18 protein-coding genes and 1 pseudogene are annotated in these 22,020 nt (G+C 60.8%); 10 read left to right on the forward strand and 9 right to left on the reverse strand.

The annotated features are described in order from the left end of the window. Positions 1-24: 24 nt before the first annotated feature. Complete coding sequence (locus GO988_RS21100; protein WP_157569343.1) at positions 25-1,755, reverse strand: alkaline phosphatase D family protein; 1,731 nt, start codon at positions 1,753-1,755, stop codon at positions 25-27. Between the two features lie 392 nt (positions 1,756-2,147). Here GO988_RS21100 and GO988_RS21105 point away from each other — a divergent pair, with 392 nt between their 5' ends. From GO988_RS21105 to GO988_RS21120, 3 genes and pseudogenes are all read left to right on the forward strand, one after another. After that, complete coding sequence (locus tag GO988_RS21105) at positions 2,148-5,519, forward strand: TonB-dependent receptor (RefSeq protein ID WP_157569345.1); 3,372 nt, start codon at positions 2,148-2,150, stop codon at positions 5,517-5,519. A gap of 73 nt (positions 5,520-5,592) precedes the next feature. Next, positions 5,593-6,389, forward strand: a pseudogene (locus GO988_RS21110) (S1/P1 nuclease). Positions 6,390-6,616: 227 nt separating this feature from the next. Further along, positions 6,617-7,111, forward strand: coding sequence for a hypothetical protein (locus tag GO988_RS21120; RefSeq protein ID WP_157569349.1), 495 nt, complete (start codon positions 6,617-6,619; stop codon positions 7,109-7,111). Positions 7,112-7,711: 600 nt separating this feature from the next. Here GO988_RS21120 and GO988_RS21125 read toward each other — a convergent pair. Beyond that, a complete protein-coding gene (locus tag GO988_RS21125) occupies positions 7,712-8,341 on the reverse strand; it encodes a DUF3500 domain-containing protein (RefSeq protein ID WP_317164944.1) in 630 nt (209 codons plus the stop codon). A gap of 21 nt (positions 8,342-8,362) precedes the next feature. Next, positions 8,363-8,614 (reverse strand): hypothetical protein, encoded by a 252-nt coding sequence (locus GO988_RS21130; RefSeq protein ID WP_157569353.1) that lies wholly within the window; start codon positions 8,612-8,614, stop codon positions 8,363-8,365. A gap of 458 nt (positions 8,615-9,072) precedes the next feature. Here GO988_RS21130 and GO988_RS21135 point away from each other — a divergent pair, with 458 nt between their 5' ends. From GO988_RS21135 to GO988_RS21145, 3 genes are all read left to right on the forward strand, one after another. Further along, positions 9,073-9,774 (forward strand): RNA polymerase sigma-70 factor, encoded by a 702-nt coding sequence (locus GO988_RS21135; RefSeq protein WP_157569355.1) that lies wholly within the window; start codon positions 9,073-9,075, stop codon positions 9,772-9,774. Between the two features lie 45 nt (positions 9,775-9,819). Next, on the forward strand, positions 9,820-10,995 hold the full coding sequence (locus GO988_RS21140; RefSeq protein WP_157569357.1) for a FecR family protein: 1,176 nt from the start codon (positions 9,820-9,822) through the stop codon (positions 10,993-10,995). Positions 10,996-11,803: 808 nt separating this feature from the next. Then, a complete protein-coding gene (locus GO988_RS21145; protein ID WP_157569360.1) occupies positions 11,804-12,574 on the forward strand; it encodes a hypothetical protein in 771 nt (256 codons plus the stop codon). A gap of 201 nt (positions 12,575-12,775) precedes the next feature. Here the strand turns inward: GO988_RS21145 and GO988_RS21150 are convergent, their stop codons facing one another. Continuing rightward, a complete protein-coding gene (locus GO988_RS21150) occupies positions 12,776-13,126 on the reverse strand; it encodes a winged helix-turn-helix transcriptional regulator (protein WP_157569362.1) in 351 nt (116 codons plus the stop codon). Between the two features lie 70 nt (positions 13,127-13,196). Here GO988_RS21150 and GO988_RS21155 point away from each other — a divergent pair, with 70 nt between their 5' ends. Then, positions 13,197-14,138, forward strand: a complete 942-nt coding sequence (locus GO988_RS21155; protein ID WP_198172982.1) for an NmrA family NAD(P)-binding protein — start codon at positions 13,197-13,199, stop codon at positions 14,136-14,138. 297 nt (positions 14,139-14,435) lie between these two features. Here GO988_RS21155 and GO988_RS21160 read toward each other — a convergent pair whose 3' ends face one another. The 5 genes from GO988_RS21160 to GO988_RS21180 all read right to left on the reverse strand — a co-directional run bounded on the left by GO988_RS21160 (position 14,436) and on the right by GO988_RS21180 (position 19,342). Further along, positions 14,436-15,125, reverse strand: a complete 690-nt coding sequence (locus tag GO988_RS21160; RefSeq protein WP_157569366.1) for a hypothetical protein — start codon at positions 15,123-15,125, stop codon at positions 14,436-14,438. A 128-nt stretch (positions 15,126-15,253) separates the two neighbouring features. Further along, complete coding sequence (locus GO988_RS21165; protein WP_157569368.1) at positions 15,254-15,637, reverse strand: hypothetical protein; 384 nt, start codon at positions 15,635-15,637, stop codon at positions 15,254-15,256. Positions 15,638-15,708: 71 nt separating this feature from the next. Next, positions 15,709-17,640 (reverse strand): T9SS type B sorting domain-containing protein, encoded by a 1,932-nt coding sequence (locus GO988_RS21170; protein WP_157569370.1) that lies wholly within the window; start codon positions 17,638-17,640, stop codon positions 15,709-15,711. Positions 17,641-17,662: 22 nt separating this feature from the next. Next, a complete protein-coding gene (locus tag GO988_RS21175; protein ID WP_157569372.1) occupies positions 17,663-17,974 on the reverse strand; it encodes a hypothetical protein in 312 nt (103 codons plus the stop codon). 192 nt (positions 17,975-18,166) lie between these two features. Then, positions 18,167-19,342: a cytochrome-c peroxidase gene (locus GO988_RS21180; RefSeq protein WP_157569374.1), complete on the reverse strand. Its 1,176-nt coding sequence runs from the start codon at positions 19,340-19,342 to the stop codon at positions 18,167-18,169. 721 nt (positions 19,343-20,063) lie between these two features. Between GO988_RS21180 and GO988_RS21185 the strand changes: the two genes are divergently transcribed. The 3 genes from GO988_RS21185 to GO988_RS21195 all read left to right on the forward strand — a co-directional run bounded on the left by GO988_RS21185 (position 20,064) and on the right by GO988_RS21195 (position 22,020). Beyond that, a complete protein-coding gene (locus tag GO988_RS21185) occupies positions 20,064-20,528 on the forward strand; it encodes a thioredoxin family protein (RefSeq protein ID WP_157569376.1) in 465 nt (154 codons plus the stop codon). Further along, positions 20,525-21,619 carry an FAD:protein FMN transferase gene (locus tag GO988_RS21190; RefSeq protein ID WP_157569378.1) on the forward strand — a complete coding sequence of 365 codons (1,095 nt, stop codon included), beginning with the start codon at positions 20,525-20,527 and terminating at the stop codon, positions 21,617-21,619. Before GO988_RS21185 ends, GO988_RS21190 begins: the two co-directional genes overlap by 4 nt. Positions 21,620-21,795: 176 nt before the next feature. Next, the gene (locus tag GO988_RS21195) at positions 21,796-22,020 is read left to right on the forward strand and encodes a DUF4266 domain-containing protein (RefSeq protein ID WP_157569380.1); all 225 of its coding nucleotides are present in this window, start codon (positions 21,796-21,798) and stop codon (positions 22,018-22,020) included.

Here is a 22,020-nt window from a genome sequence, read left to right on the forward strand (position 1 = left end):
CCGGAAGTATCTGTCAAGTCCGCGCTATACTTCTACTATCGTTTTGCCAGTGGTGGTTGCCGTATTTTCCACGTCAAGCGCCGCTACATAACGGTATTCGGCTGTGGCATTAGCAGCCGTAAAAGTAGCTAGTACGTATCCTCGGCGCGAGGCGTCCAGGTATTGTAAATCATCTATGAGCAGTTGGTTCGACTGCTCAAAGCCCTGAATAGTGGCCGGGTTGCCGGCCAGCAGTGCCTCAAAGCCCGGCGACGATACCGACGAGCAAGCAAACTCAGTGCCCACTCGGCGGCCGGTCGCGTCGCGCAAGTCGTTATGCCAGGCGTTATGGGTATCGCCGGCCAGCGAAATCAATTTCTTAGTGCCAGCCGCGGCATAAAGTTTTTCCCGCTCGGCAGGGTAGCCGTCCCAAGCGTCGAGGTTGTAGGGCAGTACCGTCTCTACGCGGGCGCGCTCGGCGGCAGTCACCGTAGGGTCGTTGTTGAGAATGCGCGTTTTGATAGTGCTCAGCTGCGTGGCCTGCGTGCTATACTGCGCCAGCAGCGCAGGGGTAGGGCCGGCTGCCAGCTGCCCTACCAGCGCAAGCAGCTCGACCGGAATGTACATTTTACCCATCAGCACCTGCGAACCCAGCGCTTGCCACTTGGCCGTGCTGCCGCCGAGCGCGCTGGCCAGCCAGGTTCGCTGCTCAGTGCCGAGCATCGAGCGGGTCGGGTTTTGCCAGGCTGCGCCAAAAGCCGCCGTGTTAAACGTGCCGGTGCTGCTAAAGTAGTCATTCAAGCTTAGCTGCTTGTCGCGTCCCACAATGCGGGTATCGAGCATGAGCAGGTTCACGACGTTGCCAAATTCAAAGCTGCGGTAAATCCGGTTCTTGTCGGCCACGCGGGCCGGCAGGTACTCAAACCACGCTTGGTTGGCGGCGCGCTTACGGTCCTCGAAATTGCCTTCGGTAGCTGGCTGGTGATTCTCAGCGCCAGTGGTGTAGGCGTCGTTGGCATACTCGTGGTCGTCCCAGATGCAGATAAAGGGTTTGAACTGGTGGGCACGCTGAAGCTGCTTGTCGGTGCGGTACTGGCGGTAGCGGGTGCGGTAGTCGCCCAGGCTCAAAATTTCGGTGGCCGGCTGGTGCACGCGGTTTAGGGCGGCGGTGCTGGCGTTGGTGCCGTATTGGCCCGCACCGTACTCGTAGATGTAGTCGCCTAGGTGCACGACGGCATCGGCGTCAGAGGCCGCTACAGCCCCGTACACATTAAACAGGCCCGCCTGAAAATTGGCGCATGACACCACGGCCAGCTTCACGCTGCTAGCCTGGGCGCCGGTAGGCAGCGTGCGCGTTTCGCCCACCACCGACGTGGCCCCAGTGCGCTCATTGATAAAGCGGTAGTAGTATTTCTGATTGGCCGTCAGGCCAGGCACATCCACCGCCACCGTATAGTCGGCTGCCGCGGCGGCTACTGTTGTGCCACTAGCCACTAAGGGGTTAAATGCACTGGTGCTAGCTATTTCCCAACGCACAGTAGCCTCGTCGGGCTCATTGGTGGCCTTGGTGTAGCGCGTCCACAGAATAATACCGGTGGCCGAAGGGTCGAAGCTGGCTACGCCTTCGCGAAAGCCGAAGTCGCCGGTGTAGACAATGCTTGGCTCATCGTCCTTGCAAGCTGATAGCAGGGTAGGCAGCAGCGCCACTCCACCCGAAACCAGCGCGGAGCTGCGCACAAATTTACGACGACTGATTTTAGGGGGAAAGCTAGACATAGCCAAGAAGAATTAATGCCTGGCAAAGGTGGAAGTAGCTTGTTAGGTGGATGTTATTGCACTATTATAAATTAAGTGAGGAAGAAATGAAGGTGTTGTAGGCCGCGCTGTAGACTACTGAATGACACTCAGAAATGAGGCCGCTGGCTTCTTAAAAGTAACCTAACATTCCTGTAACAAGAGGGCGATATAGTGCAGGTAATTTTGTGCCCATTAAGGATTTAATAGCAGTTTTCAGAGGAAATCCCCTACCTCAAGTACTCTGATAGCCATTGCTCTAACGGCTTGCCTTTAGCCTCTGCATCGCACTGCTTAGCTGTAGACCCCGTCCAGCAACCTACCGCCTCTGCACCCCACTTTCTGTTTCCTTTTCCTTCCTGTTTACTTCTTATATGAAGCAAAAACTTTTTACGCTACTGCTGCTCTTGTTGCTTACCGCCAGTGCCTATGCCCAGGTAACGACCAGTAGCCTGACGGGTCTGATTAAGGATGCCAAGGGAGAGCCCTCGATTGGGGCCACGATACGGGCCGTGCACACGCCAAGCGGCACCAGCTACGGGGTAGCCGCCAACGGCGAAGGGCGGTTCACTATCCAGAACATGCGGATTGGCGGCCCTTACACTGTCGAAATTAGCTTCGTAGGCGCTCGCTCCGAAACGCGCAGTGGCATTACGCTGCAGCTCGGCCAGCCCTACGTGCTGAATGTGACCCTAGCGACGGAAGGCACTCAGTTGCAGGAAGTGACTGTGACGGCCACCAACCCGCGCTCGATTCTAAATTCCGACAAAACGGGCTCCATCACCGTTATTGACCGCAACGCGCTGCAGCGCCTGCCCTCCATCTCGCGCAACCTCAACGACTTCACGCGCCTCACGCCACAAGCCAGCGGCCAGGCCATCGGGGGGGGTAGCAACCGCTCGAACTACTTCAGCGTCGACGGCTCCGACTTCAACAACAACTTCGGTATCGGCGGTAACCTGCCAGCCAATGGCGCGCCCATCTCGCTCGATGCCATAGAGGAAATTTCCGTCAACATTACGCCCTACGACGTGCGCCAATCGGGCTTTACCGGGGCTGCCATCAATGCAGTGACCCGTGCGGGCACCAACGACTTTTCGGGCTCAGCCTACGTCTATTACCGCAACCAAAGCTACCAGGGTAGCCGGGTGGGCGACCAGAATGTGGTGCTACAAGACCAACGCTTCTACCAGTACGGCGCCCGCCTGGGCGGCCCGATTATTAAGGATAAGCTGTTTTTCTTTGCCAACTACGAAACTGAGGAAAACCGCACGCCCGGCCAGCAGCGCACGGCCGCCACGGCGAGTGCACCCTTCGGCAGCAGCACCAACGTGGCCCGACCCACGGCAGCCGAGTTGGATTCGTACGCGGCCTTTCTGCGCGACAAGTACGGCTACGACCCCGGTGCTTACCAGGGCTACAGCTTCGTGGCCCCGCGCACTAAAATCTTGGGTCGCCTGGACTGGAATATTGCCCAAAACCACCACTTCAATGTGCGCTACAGCCAGGTAGAAGGCAAGAGCCCGAGCTTTCCGAGCACTTCGCGCAGCCCGTTTGGCGGCTACCGGTACCCCAATCCTAATGGGTCTGGCACCTTCCTGGATGGCAGCGGCAACCGCCAGAATAATACAGCCTTGTTTTACGAGAATGCCAACTACTTCCAGGAATCTAACTTCTACTCGCTGGCGGCCGAACTGAACTCCACCTTCGGCAGCCAAGGCAGCACCACCAACACCCTGCGCGGCACTTTCACCCGCCAGAACGACCCGCGTAGCTCGCCCAGCAGCACGCTGTTTCCCTTCGTGGACATTCTCAAGGATGGCACGCCGTTCACCTCGTTCGGTACCGAACCCTTTACCTATGGCAACCTGCGCGATGTGAAAATCTACTCCGTAAAGGACGATTTTACCTGGGTGCTGGGCCGTAACAACTTCACGGCTGGCTACCAGGGCGATTTTAGTGAAACTAAGAACGGCTTCCAGCGCTTCGGCACGGGCTACTACACCTTTGCTTCGTGGGATGATTTTGCCAACAACAAGCTCCCCATCGACTTTGGAATTACTTATTCGCTCACACCCGGCTACGAGCAGGCTTTTCCGAGCTTCAAGTATCAGCAGCATTCGCTGTATTTGCAGGATGAGATGGCGGTGTCTGACCGCTTGCGTGTGACGGGCGGCTTGCGCGTCGACCTCACGCACTACGCTAACACACTCCGCTCGTTCCAGCAAGTGGCGAACCTGACTTTTGCCGGCGGTGAGAAAGTCGACGTGGCGGCCTTGCCTGGCAATCAGGTGCTGTACTCGCCGCGCTTAGGCTTCAACCTCGATGTGCTCGGCGACCGCAGCTTGCAGCTGCGCGGCGGCTCGGGCATTTTTACGGGGCGCGTGCCCTACGTCTGGATTGTGAGCCAAGCCGGCGACGCGGGCACGCTGCAAGTCACGCAGACCTACGGTGCCTCGCAGGGCAGCAGCAACCCAACGGTGCCGGGCCCCTTTAACCCCGACCCGACGGCCTACCGTCCTACCGTGGCCCCGCAGCCCGGCTCGGTGATACCGAGCACTACCTCCTCGCTGGCTCAGAATTTTCGCTTCCCGCAAACCTGGAAGAGCAGCCTCGCCGTGGATGCTAAACTACCCTTCGGCGTGGTAGGTACCGTGGAGGCCATTGTGAACCGCGATATTAACGCGGCGGTGTACAAGAACGCCAACTTAGTCGACCCGCAGGCGCTGGGCGTGAGCGGCTACCCCGATACTCGCCTCATTTACCCAAATGCCAACAGCAATAAATTTATCAACCCGCTCACCACAGCCGGCCAGCCGGTAGCCAACGGAGCGGCTACCGGTACGGGCGCCTACAACACCATCGTGCTCGACAACGCCTCGCGTGGCTACTACTTCTCGCTGACCGGCAAGCTCGATAAGCAATTCAGCAGCAACCTTTTTGGTTCGCTGGCCTACACCTACACCAACTCGAAAAACCTGTTTGACGGCGGCGGCGACCAGCCATTGTCGGCCTGGCAGGGTACAGCCACCGTCAACGGTTCTAATAACCTGGCCCTGGGCTACAACGGCAATACCCTACCACACCGCGTGATTGCCTCTCTCTCGTACCGCCAGGAGTACCTAGGCCATCTAGGCACCACCATCTCGCTCTACTACGAGGGGGCTACCCAGGGCCGCTACTCGTACGTATACTCGGCCGACTTCAACCGCGACGGGGCTAATGCCGACCTGATTTACATCCCAAAAGACGCTTCCGAAATCACCTTCGTGCCTGTGACGGTGGGTACTGGTACCGCAGCTGTTACCTATTCGGCCCAGCAACAGAGCGATGCGTTTTTTGCCTTCGTTGACCAAGACAAGTACCTGAGCAAGCACAAGGGGGAGTATGCTGAGCGCAACGGGGCGCAGTATCCGTGGCGCAACGAGGTTGACGTGAAGATTTTACAGGACATTTTTGCCAATGTGGGCGGCAAGCGTAATTCGCTGCAAGTGAGCCTCGACATTTTCAACTTCGGCAACCTGCTTAACAACAACTGGGGTAGGGTGCAGCAAACCACCTTCAACAACTTTCTGGAGCCCCAGAACGTGGCCAACCTGACCACGGCCGCTAGTGGCCCCAAGCCCACTTTCCGCCTTGGCCGCGACAACGTGACCAGCCAGCTGCTGAGCACCACCTTCCGCAACGCGGTGAGCTTATCCTCGACTTACTACATGCAGTTGGGCCTGCGCTACACGTTCAACTAGATTCATCAGCTTTCCCGGAAGCCAGTCGTTCGCGCCGAGCGGCTGGCTTTCGCTTTTTTCCTCCCCTTTCGCCATGCAATTCGCGCTTATACTCCGTAAATATCTAGCCCTCGCGTGGCTAAGTCTCCTGCCCTTAGGCGTGCACGCCTGGGGGGTGGTGGGCCACCGCGCGGTGGCCCGCATTGCCGAAAATCACCTTACACCCAAGGCCCGGCGCGAGATAGCCGCCTTGCTCGGCACGGAGACGCTGCCGCTGGTAAGTACTTTTCCCGACGAAATCCGGCCTTATGCGGAGTACAAATATACTTCCCCTTGGCACTACATTAATACCGCGCCGGGGCTGAGTGGGGCGCAGTATACCGCCGCCATCACGGCCATGACCGAGCCCAATGCCTACGCCGCCTTGCAGCAAATGATGCAGCAGGTGAAGGACCCTGCCAAATCAAAGGAGGAACGGGTATTTGCGCTAAAATTTATCGTGCACATTGTCGGCGATATGCATCAGCCCCTGCACGCCAGCCAAAGCGGTGTGCAGGGCGGCAATCAGGTTGCGGTTAAACTTCAAGGCAAAGACTTAACCTGCATAGCCTTTGGGACAGCGCCCTCATCGATTACCAAGGCCTAACTTACCTCGAGCTGGCTCAGGCCTGTGACCACGCCAGCGTTGCTCAAACTAAGCAGTGGCAGCATGATGCGGTCGCTACTTGGCTCTTCGAGTCGTATCAGCTTAGTGCGCCGCTCTATACTGAAGCGGCCCAGAACCCCGCGCTCGACTTCCGCTATTACCCCGCCCACGCGCCAATGCTGCAACAGCGACTACTGCAAGCCGGCATCCGCTTAGCCGGTATACTAAACCAGCTCTTTACCTAAGCCTTTTTGCTAGCCTAACCTCATTTTAGCGGGCAAACTGTTAAACCTCCCTCCCTTTTGGATGCACGATTTAAGTGCATCGCAGACGAGGTCAATTGCACAGATGTAGTCAGTGTGTTCAGGGCTTATGCAAACACTAGTATATTGGAGGCAATTGCCTTGCTTTCATACTAGTAAGCGGGCCAGGGCTCACCGCAACCTCCCCACTTTTTATCCATCTCACCCCCATGAAAGCCCAACGAAAAGCCCTAGTAGAGGAACTCCTCCAAACGCTAGCCCCACATTTGACCAGCGTGTTGCCCACCAACCAGAAGCTAAGCAAAGGTCTTCAAAAAACGATTCATCAATTGGCCGACCAGCTGTTACGAGCCCAACTCAAACAAAAGAAGCGGGCCGCGCAAGTAGTAAGTAATACGACCTTAGTTGCCCAGCAACTGACCCAAACCTTAACGGAGGCGCTAGATGCTCACTTGGATGCGCCAGAATACACCGGTCGCAAAGCCGCGCGAACTATCGCGGAGTCAGCTGAGGAATTAGCAGGTAAGCTGATAAAAATCAGGCGCAAACAGGAGAAAAAAGATTCCCAAGACGAGGAGTTAGTCGACGTTGCCAATATCTCGGCTACCATAGCCCCTGCGCCGCCAGTCTTACCACAGCCAGTTGCACGGGCCAAACGACCATCGCCACGTTCACAACCTCAAAAACCAGCTACTAGCGGGTAGAGCTACTAAACGATATTGCTCGTCAACCGTGAATTGCACGACTACCGCGCCAGAGAGTGCGCGTGGGCTAGCGGCGGCCGGGAGCTTAGTCTGGGTCGCCAGGTAATGATGCAGGGCCACGTTGCCGCCTGGAAAGGCTGGCATTACTTCCGCATAGCTCACTACCCACGGCGATGAGGAAGTTGGTTCAGCCCGCTGCGTAAAGGCGGCCATTTGCTGGGCTAGGCTTGCATCAGGCAGCAGTATGCCGCCCGTCAGCAGCCCTAGGAGTCGTTTACGGGGAAGGATTGAATATAACACAGGCAAAGCTCAACTAGTCAGGTTGCGGCAATACTACCCGCATTATATCTTTATGCAACAAGCAGGTCAGTAGCTCATTGGGCAAGATACAGCTACCATGCAGGGAGACTGTTTTGCTAGTTAATTACTGTACAGACCACTTTCGCTTACGCATCAGGCCAGGCAAAAGCCTGCGCGTCTTTTCCACTTTTCCTAGTTGTTGCCTCGCATACTACTACGCCAGGGTAGGGCAGCGGAAGTATCCAGGCTACATTTACCGATGCTATAACGCGAAAATTCCTCGTTGGGAGTACTGCCCACCTAGCGATTACGACGAATGCGGGCCCGCCTAATGATACGGGCAGCTATCTGCTTACCAGGGTGCCAGCCGGTGCGTACATCCTGGTATTTTTGTCGGAGTCGTACAAGACGATTACTTTCCCTGAAGTGCTGGTGGCGGCGGGCAAAAGAATGGTTGTCAACGGCACACATAGCCGACTTGCTACCCCCGGCCGCGACCGACAACTCCAGCTGATGGCCTATGCAGCACACTTGCTTACGACCCCCTATACGCAGCGGCTGATTGGTGGTCGAGTTCAGCGTAAACGTGGCAAACGGTTCAACGCCCCGGAAGGCTGGCGTGGCTCCGGTCAGCACCCCATCCTTGTAGGTGCTGTCGCAGGCCAAGTGGTGCCCGCCAAACTGAATTCCAAAGGTTCCGGTGGTGGCCGGCGTACCCAGAAAGGCGATGTAGTAGTTGGCCGCGCCGTAGGTCGAGCCGCCGCCGTTGGCCGCCAGGTACTCGTCGGCGTTGAGCAGCTGCTGAATCTCGTCCCAGCCCTCGTTGGCCCTGGTGCCCGAAATCTCCTTGATGAGGGCCTTGGCGTACTGCACCTGCACGGTCGTCATCGCGCCAAAGCTCAGCCCAACCCGTTTGTTAGTGCCCTGCACCAGGCCCTGCGGCAGGTTCGACTATTTTTTGGCGTCGCTCACCGCGTAGGTGCGCTGCAAGGTGGCCAGCTGCGTGCCATCGAGCTGCGCCTTGAAGGCATCGGCCAAGCAAAGCACCTTGGCTATGCCGGTGGCCGAGGTGCAGGCACTCACCGCAATCGGGTCAGGGTTCGAGTTGGTGCTGCTGGTCGTGGTGCCCGTACTGGTAGTATCGTCCTTTTTGCAGGCCGTGAAAAAAGTGGTGGCCGAAACCGCTGCAGCGGTTAGTAGCATTCTTAAACTAGGCTGCATAAAAGCTGTGTTAGGTAGTAGCCGCCCAATTTTTGAGCGTAATTCAAAGGTTGCTTCGGCCCTGATTAGGTATGCTAGTGCAGTCGGCCAGCGGGAAATTTCCCTCGACCAATTACCAAGCACCACTTGCTCCTACTAGTGGGTAGCGCCCGCCAGTGAGCCCGACATTGATAGGATACCTCACCGGCGGGCTACCCCTATGCTGTGCCGGTTTTTTTTGGCCTAGCGCTACTAACTTGGCAGTACCCGCTGAAGCCATTGCTTGCCTGGTCACCCCGTGCTTCTCTCGGCTGCCCTAAACTTGTGTTGGGTTAGGGCCTGCCCCAGGAATAAAGCCGCGCTTTTTCCAGAAACTCTGCCCCATTAAACGTGGTTGGTGCGGCAACATTCCCCCCTAGTGCCGACCTAGGCACGTCAACCGGCAGCCTACCTCCTTCCGCATGGCCAAATTCGATGATACCGCCCTTGACGCCCGCCTGACGCAGCTGCGCCAGACGGACCCGGCGGCCTTTATCGAACAGCTGTTCAAGGCCTTTTATGCCCCGCTGGGGGCCGTGGTGTACCGCGTGGTGCCCGACCGGGCCGTGGTGGAAGATATTTTGCAAGACGTATTTTTGCGCCTCTGGCAGGGCCTCGCCGACCTGCCGGCCATCGAGTCTTACCGGGCCTACCTCACCCGGATGGGCCTGAATGCCGCCATGCGCTACCAGCAGCGCAGCCAGCGCCAGGTGGCCTGGGACGACGCCCCGCCCACAACCACCCCGGTGGCCCCCGATGCCCTGGCCGACCTGCACGCCGCCGAAACCGCCGACGCCGTGCAGGCGGCCCTGGCGCAGCTGCCGCCCCAGTGCCGGGTGGTATTCGAGCTGAGCCGCTACGAGGAAATGAGCTACCAGCAGATAGCCGAGGCTCTGGAGATTTCGCCTAAAACAGTAGAAAATCAGATGGGTAAAGCCCTGCGCATTCTGCGCCGCGAGCTGGCTGGAGTCTTGAAAAACCTATACTGGCTGCTGCTGCTGTATGTGGGGGTGATGAAGCCAGCCGCGTTCCTGCCGCCAGCTATTTCGAGCGCAACTGCTCAGCGCCTGACGACGAGCGCACCCGTTATTTTGCGGGTCCGCGTGGGGGTAGCGCGACCCTGATGTATCCTATCCTCACGTGAGCGACTTAGCCGCCCCACATCCTCTATGACGCAACGCTACGCTGACCCGGCCGATGCCCCCTGGGCGCTGCTGGCCCGCCATCTGGCCCACGAAGCCACGGCGGGCGAGCGGGCAGACCTGCGCGCCTGGGTGGAGGCAGACCCCAGCCACCTGCAAATCCTGACCACCGTGACCCGCGCCTGGGAGCGGGCGGGCGAAGTGGCGGCCGGCCCCGTGCTTTTCTCTCCGGCCGATGTGGAGGCCGCTTGGCAGCGTTTACGGCCGGCACTGGCCGTTGCGCCCGCGCCTAGTGTAGTCGCGGCGGCTACCGTTGCCACGCCGAGCACGCCGGTGGCAAAGCAGTTGTGGCCGCTGCAACGGCGCGCCACCGCCCGCCGCTGGCAACTGGCCGCCGGGCTGGCGCTGCTACTGGGTACGGGCTACGCATTGGCCAGGACGTGGCTATTTAAACCTCAAGAGCTTACGTTGACCTATGTCAGCGCGGATAACCGCCAGCTGATACGCCTGCCCGATGGCAGCACCGTGTGGCTCAATGCGCATTCGCGGCTGCGCTATGCAGGGGTAGGGCCGGCGCCGGCGCACGGCCTGCGCGCCGTGCAGCTGACGGGCGAAGCCTATTTTGAGGTAGCCCATAACCCTGCCCGCCCCTTCATTGTGAGCACCACCACGGCCCGCGTGCGCGTGACGGGCACGGCCTTCAACGTGCGTGCCTACGCGGCCGAAGACTCGGTGGAAGTGAGCGTGACCCACGGTCAAGTGTGGCTCACCCACCTCTCTGCCCCCGATAGCGTGCAGCTACCGGCCGGTACCCGCGCCGCGTTGCACGCCACCGATGCGCCCGGCCGGGCGGCAGCCCGCCTCCAGCGCCAAGCCAGAGCCGACCCTAACTTCCGGGCTTGGCAAAACGACACGCTGCGCTTTGCCGATACGCCAGTGGCGCAGGTGGTGCGGACGCTGCAAGCCACCTTCGGCACCAGCGTGCAGCTCAGTACCCCGGCCTTGGGCCAGTGCCGGTTCACCGGCACGTTCGTGAAGCAGTCGCCGGCCCGGGTGCTGGCGGTGCTGGCCGCCGCCACAGCCAGCCGTCTCACCACGACGGGCAGCGGCGGCTATCAGCTGGAAGGGCTGGGCTGCGCCGCGCCCGTTTCCGTATCTCCTACGCCAGCAACGTCGGCCGCCTCTATTCCTATTCGTGAGTAAAAACGCTCCGCACAACAGCCTAGGTCAGCGTTTTCGGACGGTGCTGGTAGCCGCGTTGTTCTTATTGGGTAGCGGAATATCCTGGGCACAAAACCCTGACCCGGCGCTGGTGCGTCTAGTGCGGCCTACCCCCGGCACCCGCTCGCTAGGGGCTATATTGACTGAGTTAGCGCAGCAAGGCAACTTATCGCTGAGTTACAGTAGTTCGCTGGTGCCGGTGGCGCGCCTGCATACCCTACTCCCAGGGCCGGCCCGCCCGCTGGGGGTCGTATTGCGGGAGGTACTGGCCGCTGAGCATTTGTCGTATGGGTTGCTGGACGGGCAACTGGTGCTGTGGCCCGCCCGCGTGGCCGCCCCCGTGGGCATAACCTCAGTGAATGGCCGGCTTACGCGCACTGTCCAAGTACCGACTGCTCATTCAGGTGAGTCGCCCGCTAAGCTGTCTACTGCACCTAGCGAAGCGGTAGCAGCTAACCCAACCGCTATAAGCCGAAACCCTGCCAGTCACCCGGTAGCCTCAGCAGGACCTAGGGAGTCAAGGGTTTCCGACGCGGCCACATCAGCTATGGCACCCAGCGTCAGGTCTGTTAAAGCTGGGGGACAGCTTCTTAATCGAGAAGCCAAACCAACTACGGCACCGGGTGCTAGTCCTAGCTTCCCGGCCAAAGGGCCGCTTGCCAGTGCCACTAAAACTCCGTCTGCCAGCGTAGCTCGAACAAGCTTAGCTGGTGGTTCGAAATCTGATAAGCTATACCCTCGCGCATTACCCACCGCTAAGCGGTTTACTACCAAACCAAGCGGCGGAACAATGGCAAACTCTCTGCCACACAGCGACCATCCGCGCCCCCGCCCCGACACGAAAAACCAATGGGCCGGGCCAGGAGAAAACCTAGCCAACTCGCCCGCCGCCCGCCGCCCGCTATCCCGCCCGAGCCAGTTCAGGGGGGCAGTCGACTCGCTACCCTTTTTGCGCAGCACTCCTTCGACAGTGCCGGCTTCGGATGGGGTAGGGCAGGTAGTAGTAGCGCTAGCCGCTGGACCGAGCTCCACCGCCAGCCCGGCGCGGGTAAACGACCCCGCAGCTAAGCCCTTTGCCCTGGCCAGCCTGCTGCATCCCAGCTACTTGCACGGCGAGGCGTGGGTCAGTGAGAGCTTGCCCCTCAACGCGGCCGTGAAGGTGGGTATTCCGCGCATTTACCTGGTGATGGGGGTAGCAGCGGGGCCAGCTGGTCGCCAGTCGGGCGGGGTGGCCTGGGGGGTGGGCCTGGGCACGGCCGGCCAGCTGCGGGGCCGCTTCACGCCCAGCCTCGACCTAGTGCAGTGGTTTGTGAGTGGCGACCGGGAAACTAGCCCCAGCAGCCTTACCCAGCTCCGGCCGCAGGTGGGGTGGCAGCTCAAGCCGGGCGGGCGCTGGCAACTCGTCGGTGGGCCGACCCTCAACCTGGCCACCGCCCGCCACCGGGGCCCGCAACCGCAGCGCTGGGACTTCGGCCGCGACCAATGGCTGTGGGTGAATCAGACCGACGACGAGTCGTTGCTGCGTCTGTGGCCGGGCGTGCAGCTGGGCCTGCGGTTTTGAGCATCGAGGGCCTCTCAGAAAACGGAGTAACTAGCACGCTAAGGTCTGGCAAGAGCCGTAGGGGCTGAAATTAGCTGAGTGCGCATTTCGTAAGCTCCGAGTGGTCCCCGGTTAGGTTGAGGTGCTGCCGGCTCAATGGCGATACGTATAGTAACTGCGCCTTGTCCACGAGCTGTTTGTGAGCTGGTGGATAGCTAGCTATCACTCCTCCCGAATCCGGTCATGGTGGTTTTTACCCCAAGCAATCATTTCCAGAATCATGGTCTGCAAGGTGTCGCAATACGAGGAGGTCGTGTACTCCACGGTGGGGGGCGACGTGTCATACACCCGCCGCACCACCAGCTTATTCTGTTCCAAGGCCTTGAGTTCGGTGGACAAGACTTTGGTGGTGATGCCCTGCACGCTGCGCTGGATGTCGCGGAAGCGGCTATTCCCCTGGTGGATGGCCACCAAAATGGGCAGCTTCCACTTCCCATTGACTACGTACAAGGTGTCCTGGAGGTGGCGTATCTGCTGCGCAACGGCGGCTTTATCCGGTTGTATATCTGGCATCCTTTAGGTAACTGGTATAGTTTGTAAACCAGGCACGGCGTAAATTTACATATCATTTAACTAAATGAATATGAGCCAGATTCAAAAACCAGTCATCCTGGTAGCGGGTGCCGCCGGCCTGCAGGGCGGGGCCGCCGTTACGGCCTTATTGGCAAAAGGTACTTTCGCCATCCGAGCGATTGTGCGCGATAAGAACAGCGCAGCAGCCCAAGCCTTGGCGGCCAAAAATGTCGAGTTGTTCGAAACCACCTTCGATGACTTGGAAGGGTTGACTAAGGCGGCGCAAGGAGCAACCGGGGTCTTCTCCGTGCAAATGGGGTCTCACCCCGGCAACCAGGGAGAGGAAACGCGGCATGCCCGCAATTTAGTAGCGGCGGCCAAGGCGGCGGGCGTGCAGCAAGTCGTGCATACCTCGGTGGCGCGGGCTAGGGAGCACGAAAGCTTCGTGGACTGGGGCAAAGGCCGCTGGGAGCCTTTGTATTGGCTGGAAAAAGCCGCTGCTATCGACGCCGTAAAAGCCGCGGGCTTCCCGTACTGGACCATCCTGAAACCGCCGTATTTGATGGAGAATTTGCTTCCTCCTCGGGATGCAGTTATGTTCCCCACGCTGGCCCAAGGCAAGTTCATCACGTCCATCGCCCCCGATACCAAAATTGATTGGGTATCGGCGCAGGACATCGGCCGCTTTGCCGCCGAAGCCTTTGCCCAGCCGGAGAAGTTCAACCACCAAGAACTGTCGATAGTAGGGGCCAAAGCCACCATGACCGAGGTGGCCGAGACGATGTCCGCCGTGACCGGCAAACACTTTGAAGCCAACAGCCTAACCGAGGAGGAGGCCCTCGCCAGCGGCTTGTTTAAATACGGAGTCGAGATGTATACCTGGCAGAACGTGGAAGGCTATAAAATTGACCCCCAGCAGGCTGCTGGCTACGGCATCCAACCCGAATCGCTCACTTCCTTTCTGGAGAGCCATAGAGCATTCCTGCAAGCCAGATATGCGGGTTTAGCCTAAGCAAATCAACAAGCAGTCAGGCTTCGCTTAGGCGCTGCCTGACTGCTTGTTGAGATGGCCCTCGTTCTGGTTGAGAGCGCTGGGGGAGGGAAAAGCTTGCCCAGCGCCTGGGTATTTCCAAGGTCACGCGCTATAAATACCTACGCTAATGGGGAGTCGTGATTCACAGCCACCAAAAAGCCACAGTGGGTAAGCTAAGCAAGTGAATTTTGTGCTCACCCGTCAGTCACCTTTCTTAATGGGCTAGTTATTCCGTTTTCTGAGAGGCCCCCGTAGTGGCCAGCGCCCACCCTGCCATCAGGGCTGCGCTGCGCGCCCGCTGCGGCGGCGCAAGTCGGCCCAGATAGTACCCACAAACAGGTTGAGGCGGTAGCAGTAGTACCAGCCGTTGAAGTCGTTCTCGAATGACTCGCGGGTGAGACTCACCCGGTAGCCCACGCCGCCGCTCACGCCCACCCAGCGCGTGGGCTTGAGCAGCAGGCCCACCCCGGCCTCGGCCGGCACGAAGGTGTCGCGCGTGTCGGTAATCAGCTGGTCCTGGGCATCGGTGACCGTGTAGTGGCTGCGGCCAATGCCCACGTCCAGCGGGATGCTCACCTCGAAAAATCGCCGCCGCACCAGCAGGTAGGTAAAGCTGGGTGTGAAGTACAGCAGGCTCAAATCGGGCATTGCCATACCGGCTTGCTGGTTTTGGCCGCGGCCTCGGCCCTTGGTGGCGTAGTACTCGCCATAGTTCCGGCGTAGGGTGTAGCCGGAAATGCCTATTCGGTACTTTTTGCCGGGCGGTACCACGCCCAGGTTGAGCCCAATGACGCGCACCGCGGCGGTTTGCTCGAAGGGGTTGCGGTTGTCGAAGTAGAGGCTCGGGGTCCAGCGCGTCGGCGGGGGCACGCTTTGCGCCTGCGCCAGCAAGGGTCCGGCACTGGCGAGTAGCAGCAAGCGGGGCAACCAGGTGCGGAAAGTAGTCAGCAAGTACAAATACGGCATGCAGTCAGCAGCTACGTGGGTTTTTAGGTAAACGTCCGGTAGTTTGAGGTTAAGCACTTAGCAGGTGAGCTGACCGCAAAAAAGGCACGTCCGGGTGGACGTGCCTTCTGGCATGAACGAGCGAGCGCTTAGTTGGCGCCCGTCGTCGTAGGTGGCAGGAGGGTGATGCAGCCCAGCTCCACTAGCTTGCCGGCCGGGCAGGTATTGCCGGTTTGCTTGCTCTTGACGGTGTAGCCCACGGTCACCTTCTGGCCGACTACGGGCGCGAAGTTGGCCCACGTGCTACCGGTGGGGATGACGTAGGTGCTGTCGGCCAGGTGCAGGGCCAGGCCGCAGCCGGTGGTCTTGCTCAGGTCGACTACCACGGCGGCGGTGTCGCAGGTACCGCCCTTGGGCGTGCAGTCGCTGCTTTTATCGCCTTTTTCAAAGCAGCCGGTGAGCACGGTGCTGGCCCCCAGGCCCAGGATGGTTAGCGTAGCGAAAGCCGCGCTGCGGGAAAAAAAACGCTTCATAAAAAGAGGGGTAAAAGGGGTGAGGTAAAGAAGAAAACAACGGCGGTCAAGCAGGCTAAGAAATGTATTCGTCAAGGCATTACCTCTACCCAGCCCTTGAAGCGCCGCCCATCGGTGAAGGTGACGAGGTAGTAGTAGATGCCCCCCACGCCGCCCCCGGCCCACGTGAAGCTGCGCGTAGGCGACTGGTACACGAGCCGGCCCCAGCGCGAGAAAATGCTGACGCCCGCAAACTGGCTGGCGCAGAAATCAGGGGGTAGGGCCTGGTCGAGGGTGAAGGCCTCGTTGAGGCCGTCGCCATTGGGCGTGATGATGTTGGGCGGGCTAAAAGCCAGCGAATCACCGGGCCGGGGCACCACGAAGCGGATGGCGCGCGTGAGGGTGTGCGGCGTGCAAATGGTGCCGCCCTGAGCTAAGGCAAAGCGCACGACCAGCCCGCTGTCGCTGGCCGTAACCAGGCCGCAATCGGGCGCCCAGGTGAAAGTGGCCGTGGCGCGGCCCGTACCATTTTGGGCGCTGAAGTTCATGCCCACGCTGGCCAGACTGAAACCCACGCCGGTAGCCGTGAGCGTGAGCGGGTTGGGGGCCGAATCGGTGCCCAGCAGCGTGGCCGTGTAGGGCTGGTTGAGGGCGAGCCGCACCACGGTGGGTGTGGGCTGGCCAGGCACTTCGGGCGGAAAGCTGGTGGTGAGCACCGGCGTGGTGCTAACGGGTGGCGCGGCGATGAAGGCCACCCGCACGGTATCGCGCTTGGGCAGCGAGCAGCCATTATCAGCCACCAACACGTTGAGCAAGTACACCTTGCCCTTGGTGTCGGCGCACATCGGGAAGCAGAGCGTGGCCGTGAGTGTATCGGGCTGGCCGCTGGCGTGCACCGTGCCGCTGGTAGTCGTCGTGAAGCTCGGAGCCGTGGCTGGGTCGCTGAAGTTGAGGGGCGCGGCCGTGAGCGTAAGCGTCGAATTGGGGTCAGGGTCGGTGTAGCGCAGCGTGAGGCAGCGCGAGCCGCCGGGCACGAAGCGCACCGTGTCGCGGCCGGGGCGGTAGGCGCGGCCGTTGGCCCGCACGCTCACCACGGGCGGGTTGTTGGTGGGGCAATTGAGCACGTAGAGCTGAAAATCGCGCCGGGTTTCCCCGATTTTGACGCCCTTGCGATACTCCGCGCAGCGCACCCCGAACACGAACAGCCCGAGCCGATTGGGCCGCACCGTGAGCCGCCCGGTGTGCGCGTCGATGCCCAGCGCCGGCGAGCCCGGTATCTGGTTGGTAGTGCCTAGTCCTGCCGACCAGGTTACCAGGCTATAGGGCGCGGCGGCCGGGGCCGGAATCGGAAAGGCAGCCGTGGCGTGGCCGTTGAGCGGCGTCACCATGTCGTAGGCCAGCGAGTCGCCGTCGGGGTCTACCCCCCCAAAGTCGTAGTAGAACAGGTTGCCGATGCAGGCATAGTCGCCGAGCGCCGGGAAGATGCGCGGCGTCGAGTCGATGAACGAGGCCCCGTTGCGCACCACGGCCGGAAACTCCAGGTAGAACGTCTGCGCCGCCCCGCCGGGGTTCACGATGTTGCTGATGGCCAGGTTGCGGCAGCAGCGCTCCACGGCCGCGTAGTAGCCGCTGGCACTGGCGTAAGTCGCCGCATCAAGGGTAATGTCCTTGGTGTAAACGAGCTTGCGGGTGCTGAGCGAGCCCACGGCGCAGGCCGGGTTAGTGTAGCTCACGAAGGTGTTGCTGGTGAGCGGCAGCACCACGCTTTGCAGCTGCCGGTTGGTGGCCTTGTCGAAAATGCCCGCCGTCAGGGCCTGGTCGAGCGCCGCCGCGTTGCCGTTGATGGCATCAAAGTAGAGCGTCAGGGTCAGGGTGTAGGTGCTGCCGGTTTGGTGCTGCAAGTCCAGCTCGCCGCCCACGATGTGCGTCGCCCGGGCCGGCGTGGCCGCCAGCAGCAGCAGCCACAGGCTGAGGAGAGCCCGCAATGGCACGCGGGCGGGCAGAGCGGATGCCAGGTAATACACGAGTTCGGTGCAGCGATAAAGCCTATAGTTTCGAAGAAGAGGATGACTTGGCGGCCGGCCGCCGGCCCGGCTGCGGCAGGCTCCAGCCCGCCAGGTCGCGGGTAAGGTCGCGCACCGAAGGAGTGCGCTGGCGGGGGGCCGGCGGCGGCGTAGGCTGGCCCGCCCAATCGGGGCTGGCCAGCAATTCCTCGTAGATGGCCTGGTGCCGCGTGAGTTCATCCGGCCAGTGCGGAGTTTGGCCCTGAGTAGCCTGGGGCTCAGCGGCCGACCTAGGTACTAGCCACCTACCGGCCTGGCCCGGCAGCAGGTAATCGGAGAAGTAAGCGGTGCGCATAGCAAGGGTGCGTAAGCGGTTAAGCCAGCTACAGTAGCAGTTCGTAGGCAGTAGTGCGGCGGCCCTTCGCGTGGTTCAGCTAGTAGAGACCTGGAGGCCGGCCTACCCCTACGCAGCCCGCGCTTTTATTCTAATTATTTCCGGCTGGCTCAGCCAACCTGCTTGCTAGCAGCCCGCTGGCTGGCGGATGGCTCAGCGAATGTTGCCGCCCACGGCCAGGCCGCTGGGCACCGTGGCGGGCACGGTGCGGTCGTAGGTAGTGGCTGTGAGCGAATTGAGAAAGGCAATGATGGCCTGCTCGTTGTTCACCCGGCCCGGAAACTGCGGGTCGCGCTGGGCAGTGCTCACGTGCGGGTTGGCCGTGTTGCGGCCATTATCATAAAAATTGAGCACGTCGTTCAGCGTCCGCAGGGTGCCGCTGTGCATGTAGGGCGCCGTGAGGGCCACGTTGCGCAGGCTCGGCGTGCGGAACGCGTAGGTGCCGTTGGCACCCGTATCCGACGTGGCATTCTTGCTGTTGTCGGCCACGCCCATCACGTGCAGCTGGTAGTCGCTGAGCATGGGGCCGCTGTGGCAGTTGGCGCAGCCGCTCTGCACAAAGGCCTGGAGCCCCTGCACCTGCTGCGCCGTCAGCGCCGACGTAGTGCCGCGCATGTACTGGTCGAAGGGTGAGTCGGTAGCAATGAGAGTGCGCTCGAAGCAGGCCAGGGCTTTGCCCACGTTGGCCGCCGTAAGGGGGGTAGCCTCGGCAAAGGCCGTGCGAAACAGCGCCGCGTAGGCCGGAATGGCCCGCAGCCGCGCCACTACCGAGTCGGGGGCAGCCAATTCGGCATACTGGTGGCCGCGCATCTCCTCCAGCGTGATGACTGGCCGAAGCGCCTGAGTTTCCAGCGACTGGGCCCGGCTGTCCCAGAACATCGGGGCCAGGGCGGGGTCCACAGCACCGTTAGTAGTCAGGCCATTAAAGGCTGAGTTGAGCACCGTCGAGCTGTTGCGCTGCCCGAAAGGAATGGTATTGGGGGTGCGAAAGCGGCGCGTAGTCCCGAAACCCTGGCCGTTTTCACCGATGGCCAGGTCAATCCCGTCGGCGTAGCCGACGGCCGGGTGGTGGCAAGTCGCGCAGCTCACGTCGCGCCCACCCGAGAGCACCGGGTCCCAGAACAGGGCGCGGCCCAGGTCAACCTTGGCCGGGTTCGTCGGGTTGTCGGCGGGGGCCGCGGCCGATAAGGGCAGGGCCGCCAGCCCTTGCACCGTTTGGGTGCTCGTCGGTGTGGGGGTGGTGTTCTGCTTTTGGCAGGCCACCGCCGCAATCAGCAGCATTGCCGAGGCTAGTACACCCGTCAGCTGGAAAGTAGGAGAAGCAGGCATTGATGAAGTAGTAGTAGTGGGAAAGTAGACTAATAAGCAGCGGACCAGTAAGCACGAATCGACTTGGCGCGGGGCCGAATGAGCAGCATCTGTTGGCGTCGTAGCCGAAGGGGGATGAGGCTGACCACGCGCTTGAATGGATGGGCGGCCAAATCAGCGCGTGAGCTCGCCATCTGCCCCCGGTAGGAGGTAGATACCCCAGGCCGCCGCTACCCCCACGCAGTGGAATATTTTATTCTAAGGCGAGAGAAGTCGTCTTTTTAAAGACGCCAAGCAGCAATTGCGATTGAGAACAATTGCTTGGCTGTCAACACATTATTTGTTAATAAACAAATCTTGAAGAGGATTATAAAGCGTGACGTGGGGGTAGCGGCCGCCTCACGTCTCTTCATTCCGCACCGTCACTCGTGCGATTCGGCGTCGTGCTCAACCGGCAGAGCCCATCGGGAGCATTTCACGATTTCACTCTTCTTCCTTCCTTTGGCAATGGCGACTAACTCGGAAATGAATCGGAAAGGATTCCTGCAACTCTTTGGGCGCGGCGCGGCTTTCATACTGGCTTCGCTTGCCCTGCACATCCCCGAAAATGGCCGCCAACCGAATATTCATCCGGCTAGGCATTGGCTTGCGCCGGGCCGAGGCCGCTGCATCATTGGGCCTGTTGGCTAGCGTAAGTAAGTAGCTGGAAATAAAAAATTTACTTTCTTTTTCTTTGGTAATTATGCGCGTATTTGCCCTTCCTCTCCTAGCGCTGTTGTTCGCTGGCCGCGTGGTGGCGCCAGCCCCCACCCCGGTCTGGACCGCGGACCTCGCTGCCGCCCTGGCGCAGGCCAAAGCCATCCAAAAACCGGTGCTGGCCGTGTTTTCGGGCTCCGACTGGTGCAAGCCCTGCATGATGCTCAAACAGGAGGTGTTCGACCAGCCCGAATTTGCGCAGTACGCTCAGGATAAGTTCGTACTGGCCCGCTTCGACTTCCCGCGCAACAAGAAAAACCGCCTCGACCCGGCCCAAACCAAGCGCAACGAGGAAGCCGCTGCCCAACTCAACCGGGAGGGCGCGTTTCCGGCCGTGGTGCTGCTCTCGCCCGAGGGTAAGGTGCTGGCGCGCACCGGCTACCGCCCCGGCGGCGTCACCGCTTACGACGCCTACCTGAGCGAGCTGCTCGCTAAAAATAAGGGCCGATGAACCGTACTTCTGCCTCTGGTTGGCTGCCCCGGCTGCTGGGCGCGGCCCTGCTGCTAGCCCTGCTGATGCTGCTGGGGACCACCCGGCTGGCGGCGCAGCCCCACGCCCCGCGTCCCACCCGCGCCTACACGCGTAGCGCCCACCTGATGGGCTCGCACTTCACGTTCACGGCCGTGTCCGACGACGACTCGCTGGCCTGGCAGGCCCTGCGTGCCGGCCTGCGCGAAACCCAGCGCATCGACCACCTCTTTTCCTACTGGGATTCGACCTCGCAGGTGGTCAAAATCAACCGGCTGGCGGGTATCCGGCCGGTGGTGGTCGACCAGGAAGTGTACGACCTCATCGAACGAACACTCAAGATTTCGCAGCTCAGCGGCGGGGCGTTTGATATCACGTTTGCCAGCAGCGACAAGATTTATCAGTTTGATAGGCAAGACCATGCCCGCCTGCCCGATTCGGCCACGGTGCGCAATTCGGTGCGACGCATTGGCTGGCAAAAGGTGCAGTTAGACGTGGCCACGCACTCGGTGTATTTGCCCGAAAAAGGCATGCGCATCAACTTGGCGGGCATCCTGCAGGGCTACGGCGTGCGCCGGGCCGAGCAGCTTATGAAGCAGATGGGCATTGCCGGGGGCCTCATCAACGGCTCGGGCGATGTGTACTGCTGGGGCAAGCAGGCCGACGGCAGCGCCTGGCGCATCGCCATCGGCGACCCGGCCCGGCCGCACAGCGTGTCGTCGTGGCTGACGGTGAGCGACCTGGCCGTGGTGACGGCCGGCAACTACGAGCAGTACTTCACGGTGGCGGGTAAGTACTACGGCCACATCATCAACCCGCACACCGGCTACCCGGCCACCGGGCTGCGCTCGGTCACCGTCATTTGCCCCGACGTGGAGCTGGCCGATGCCCTCGACGATGCCGTGTTCGTGCTGGGCCCGGCAGAAGGGCTAGCGATGATAAACCGCCTCAAGGGCGTGGACGCCACCGTAATTACTGACGATGGCCAAACGCTGGTTTCCAAGGGAATGCAGCTCAATCCGTACCACAGCGCCGCCCCCGTTGGCGCGCCCGTTACTGCTGCCAAGCCATGAGTTTCTTATCTGGACTACTCCACGCCCACCTGGCGGACGAATGGGGCGCGCACTGGCCGCGCGTGAGTTTTGGCCCTGCCCAGGACCGGTTACCGGCTGCCCACGGGCTACCCAATTTTCCTCATTGCTCACCTCGTTGCCGCGTCAGTGAGCGCGGCCATTTTCGCCACTTAGTCATGACTCTTCCCCTTTTCCTGCGCCGCCCGCTACTGCTAGCCAGCGTGGCCGCCTTACCCGGCTGCGTGTCGGTGGCCGCCTACCAAAAAGCCTACCTCAACGACGAGGACATGAAGCTGGCCACCAAGAAAGTCGAAACCCCGGAAGTCAACTTTGAGAGCTACCGCGAAGGGGCCGGCGGGGCCAACGGGGGCAAGGTGGGCGGGGGCTGCGGCTGCAACTAG

It is taken from the genome of Hymenobacter ginkgonis (assembly GCF_009755225.1).
Lineage (GTDB): Bacteria > Bacteroidota > Bacteroidia > Cytophagales > Hymenobacteraceae > Hymenobacter > Hymenobacter ginkgonis.

Excerpts from the sequence above, each read along its gene's own strand:
- GO988_RS21140 (WP_157569357.1), top strand. The coding sequence starts at position 9,820 with ATGACGCAACGCTACGCTGACCCGGCCGATGCCCCCTGGGCGCTGCTG.
- GO988_RS21155 (WP_198172982.1), top strand. The coding sequence starts at position 13,197 with ATGAGCCAGATTCAAAAACCAGTCATCCTGGTAGCGGGTGCCGCCGGC.
- GO988_RS21100 (WP_157569343.1), bottom strand. The coding sequence starts at position 1,755 with ATGTCTAGCTTTCCCCCTAAAATCAGTCGTCGTAAATTTGTGCGCAGC.
- GO988_RS21145 (WP_157569360.1), top strand. The coding sequence starts at position 11,804 with ATGGCAAACTCTCTGCCACACAGCGACCATCCGCGCCCCCGCCCCGAC.
- GO988_RS21185 (WP_157569376.1), top strand. The coding sequence starts at position 20,064 with ATGCGCGTATTTGCCCTTCCTCTCCTAGCGCTGTTGTTCGCTGGCCGC.
- GO988_RS21175 (WP_157569372.1), bottom strand. The coding sequence starts at position 17,974 with ATGCGCACCGCTTACTTCTCCGATTACCTGCTGCCGGGCCAGGCCGGT.
- GO988_RS21195 (WP_157569380.1), top strand. The coding sequence starts at position 21,796 with ATGACTCTTCCCCTTTTCCTGCGCCGCCCGCTACTGCTAGCCAGCGTG.
- GO988_RS21150 (WP_157569362.1), bottom strand. The coding sequence starts at position 13,126 with ATGCCAGATATACAACCGGATAAAGCCGCCGTTGCGCAGCAGATACGC.
- GO988_RS21160 (WP_157569366.1), bottom strand. The coding sequence starts at position 15,125 with ATGCCGTATTTGTACTTGCTGACTACTTTCCGCACCTGGTTGCCCCGC.
- GO988_RS21135 (WP_157569355.1), top strand. The coding sequence starts at position 9,073 with ATGGCCAAATTCGATGATACCGCCCTTGACGCCCGCCTGACGCAGCTG.
- GO988_RS21105 (WP_157569345.1), top strand. The coding sequence starts at position 2,148 with ATGAAGCAAAAACTTTTTACGCTACTGCTGCTCTTGTTGCTTACCGCC.
- GO988_RS21120 (WP_157569349.1), top strand. The coding sequence starts at position 6,617 with ATGAAAGCCCAACGAAAAGCCCTAGTAGAGGAACTCCTCCAAACGCTA.
- GO988_RS21180 (WP_157569374.1), bottom strand. The coding sequence starts at position 19,342 with ATGCCTGCTTCTCCTACTTTCCAGCTGACGGGTGTACTAGCCTCGGCA.
- GO988_RS21165 (WP_157569368.1), bottom strand. The coding sequence starts at position 15,637 with ATGAAGCGTTTTTTTTCCCGCAGCGCGGCTTTCGCTACGCTAACCATC.
- GO988_RS21190 (WP_157569378.1), top strand. The coding sequence starts at position 20,525 with ATGAACCGTACTTCTGCCTCTGGTTGGCTGCCCCGGCTGCTGGGCGCG.
- GO988_RS21130 (WP_157569353.1), bottom strand. The coding sequence starts at position 8,614 with ATGCTACTAACCGCTGCAGCGGTTTCGGCCACCACTTTTTTCACGGCC.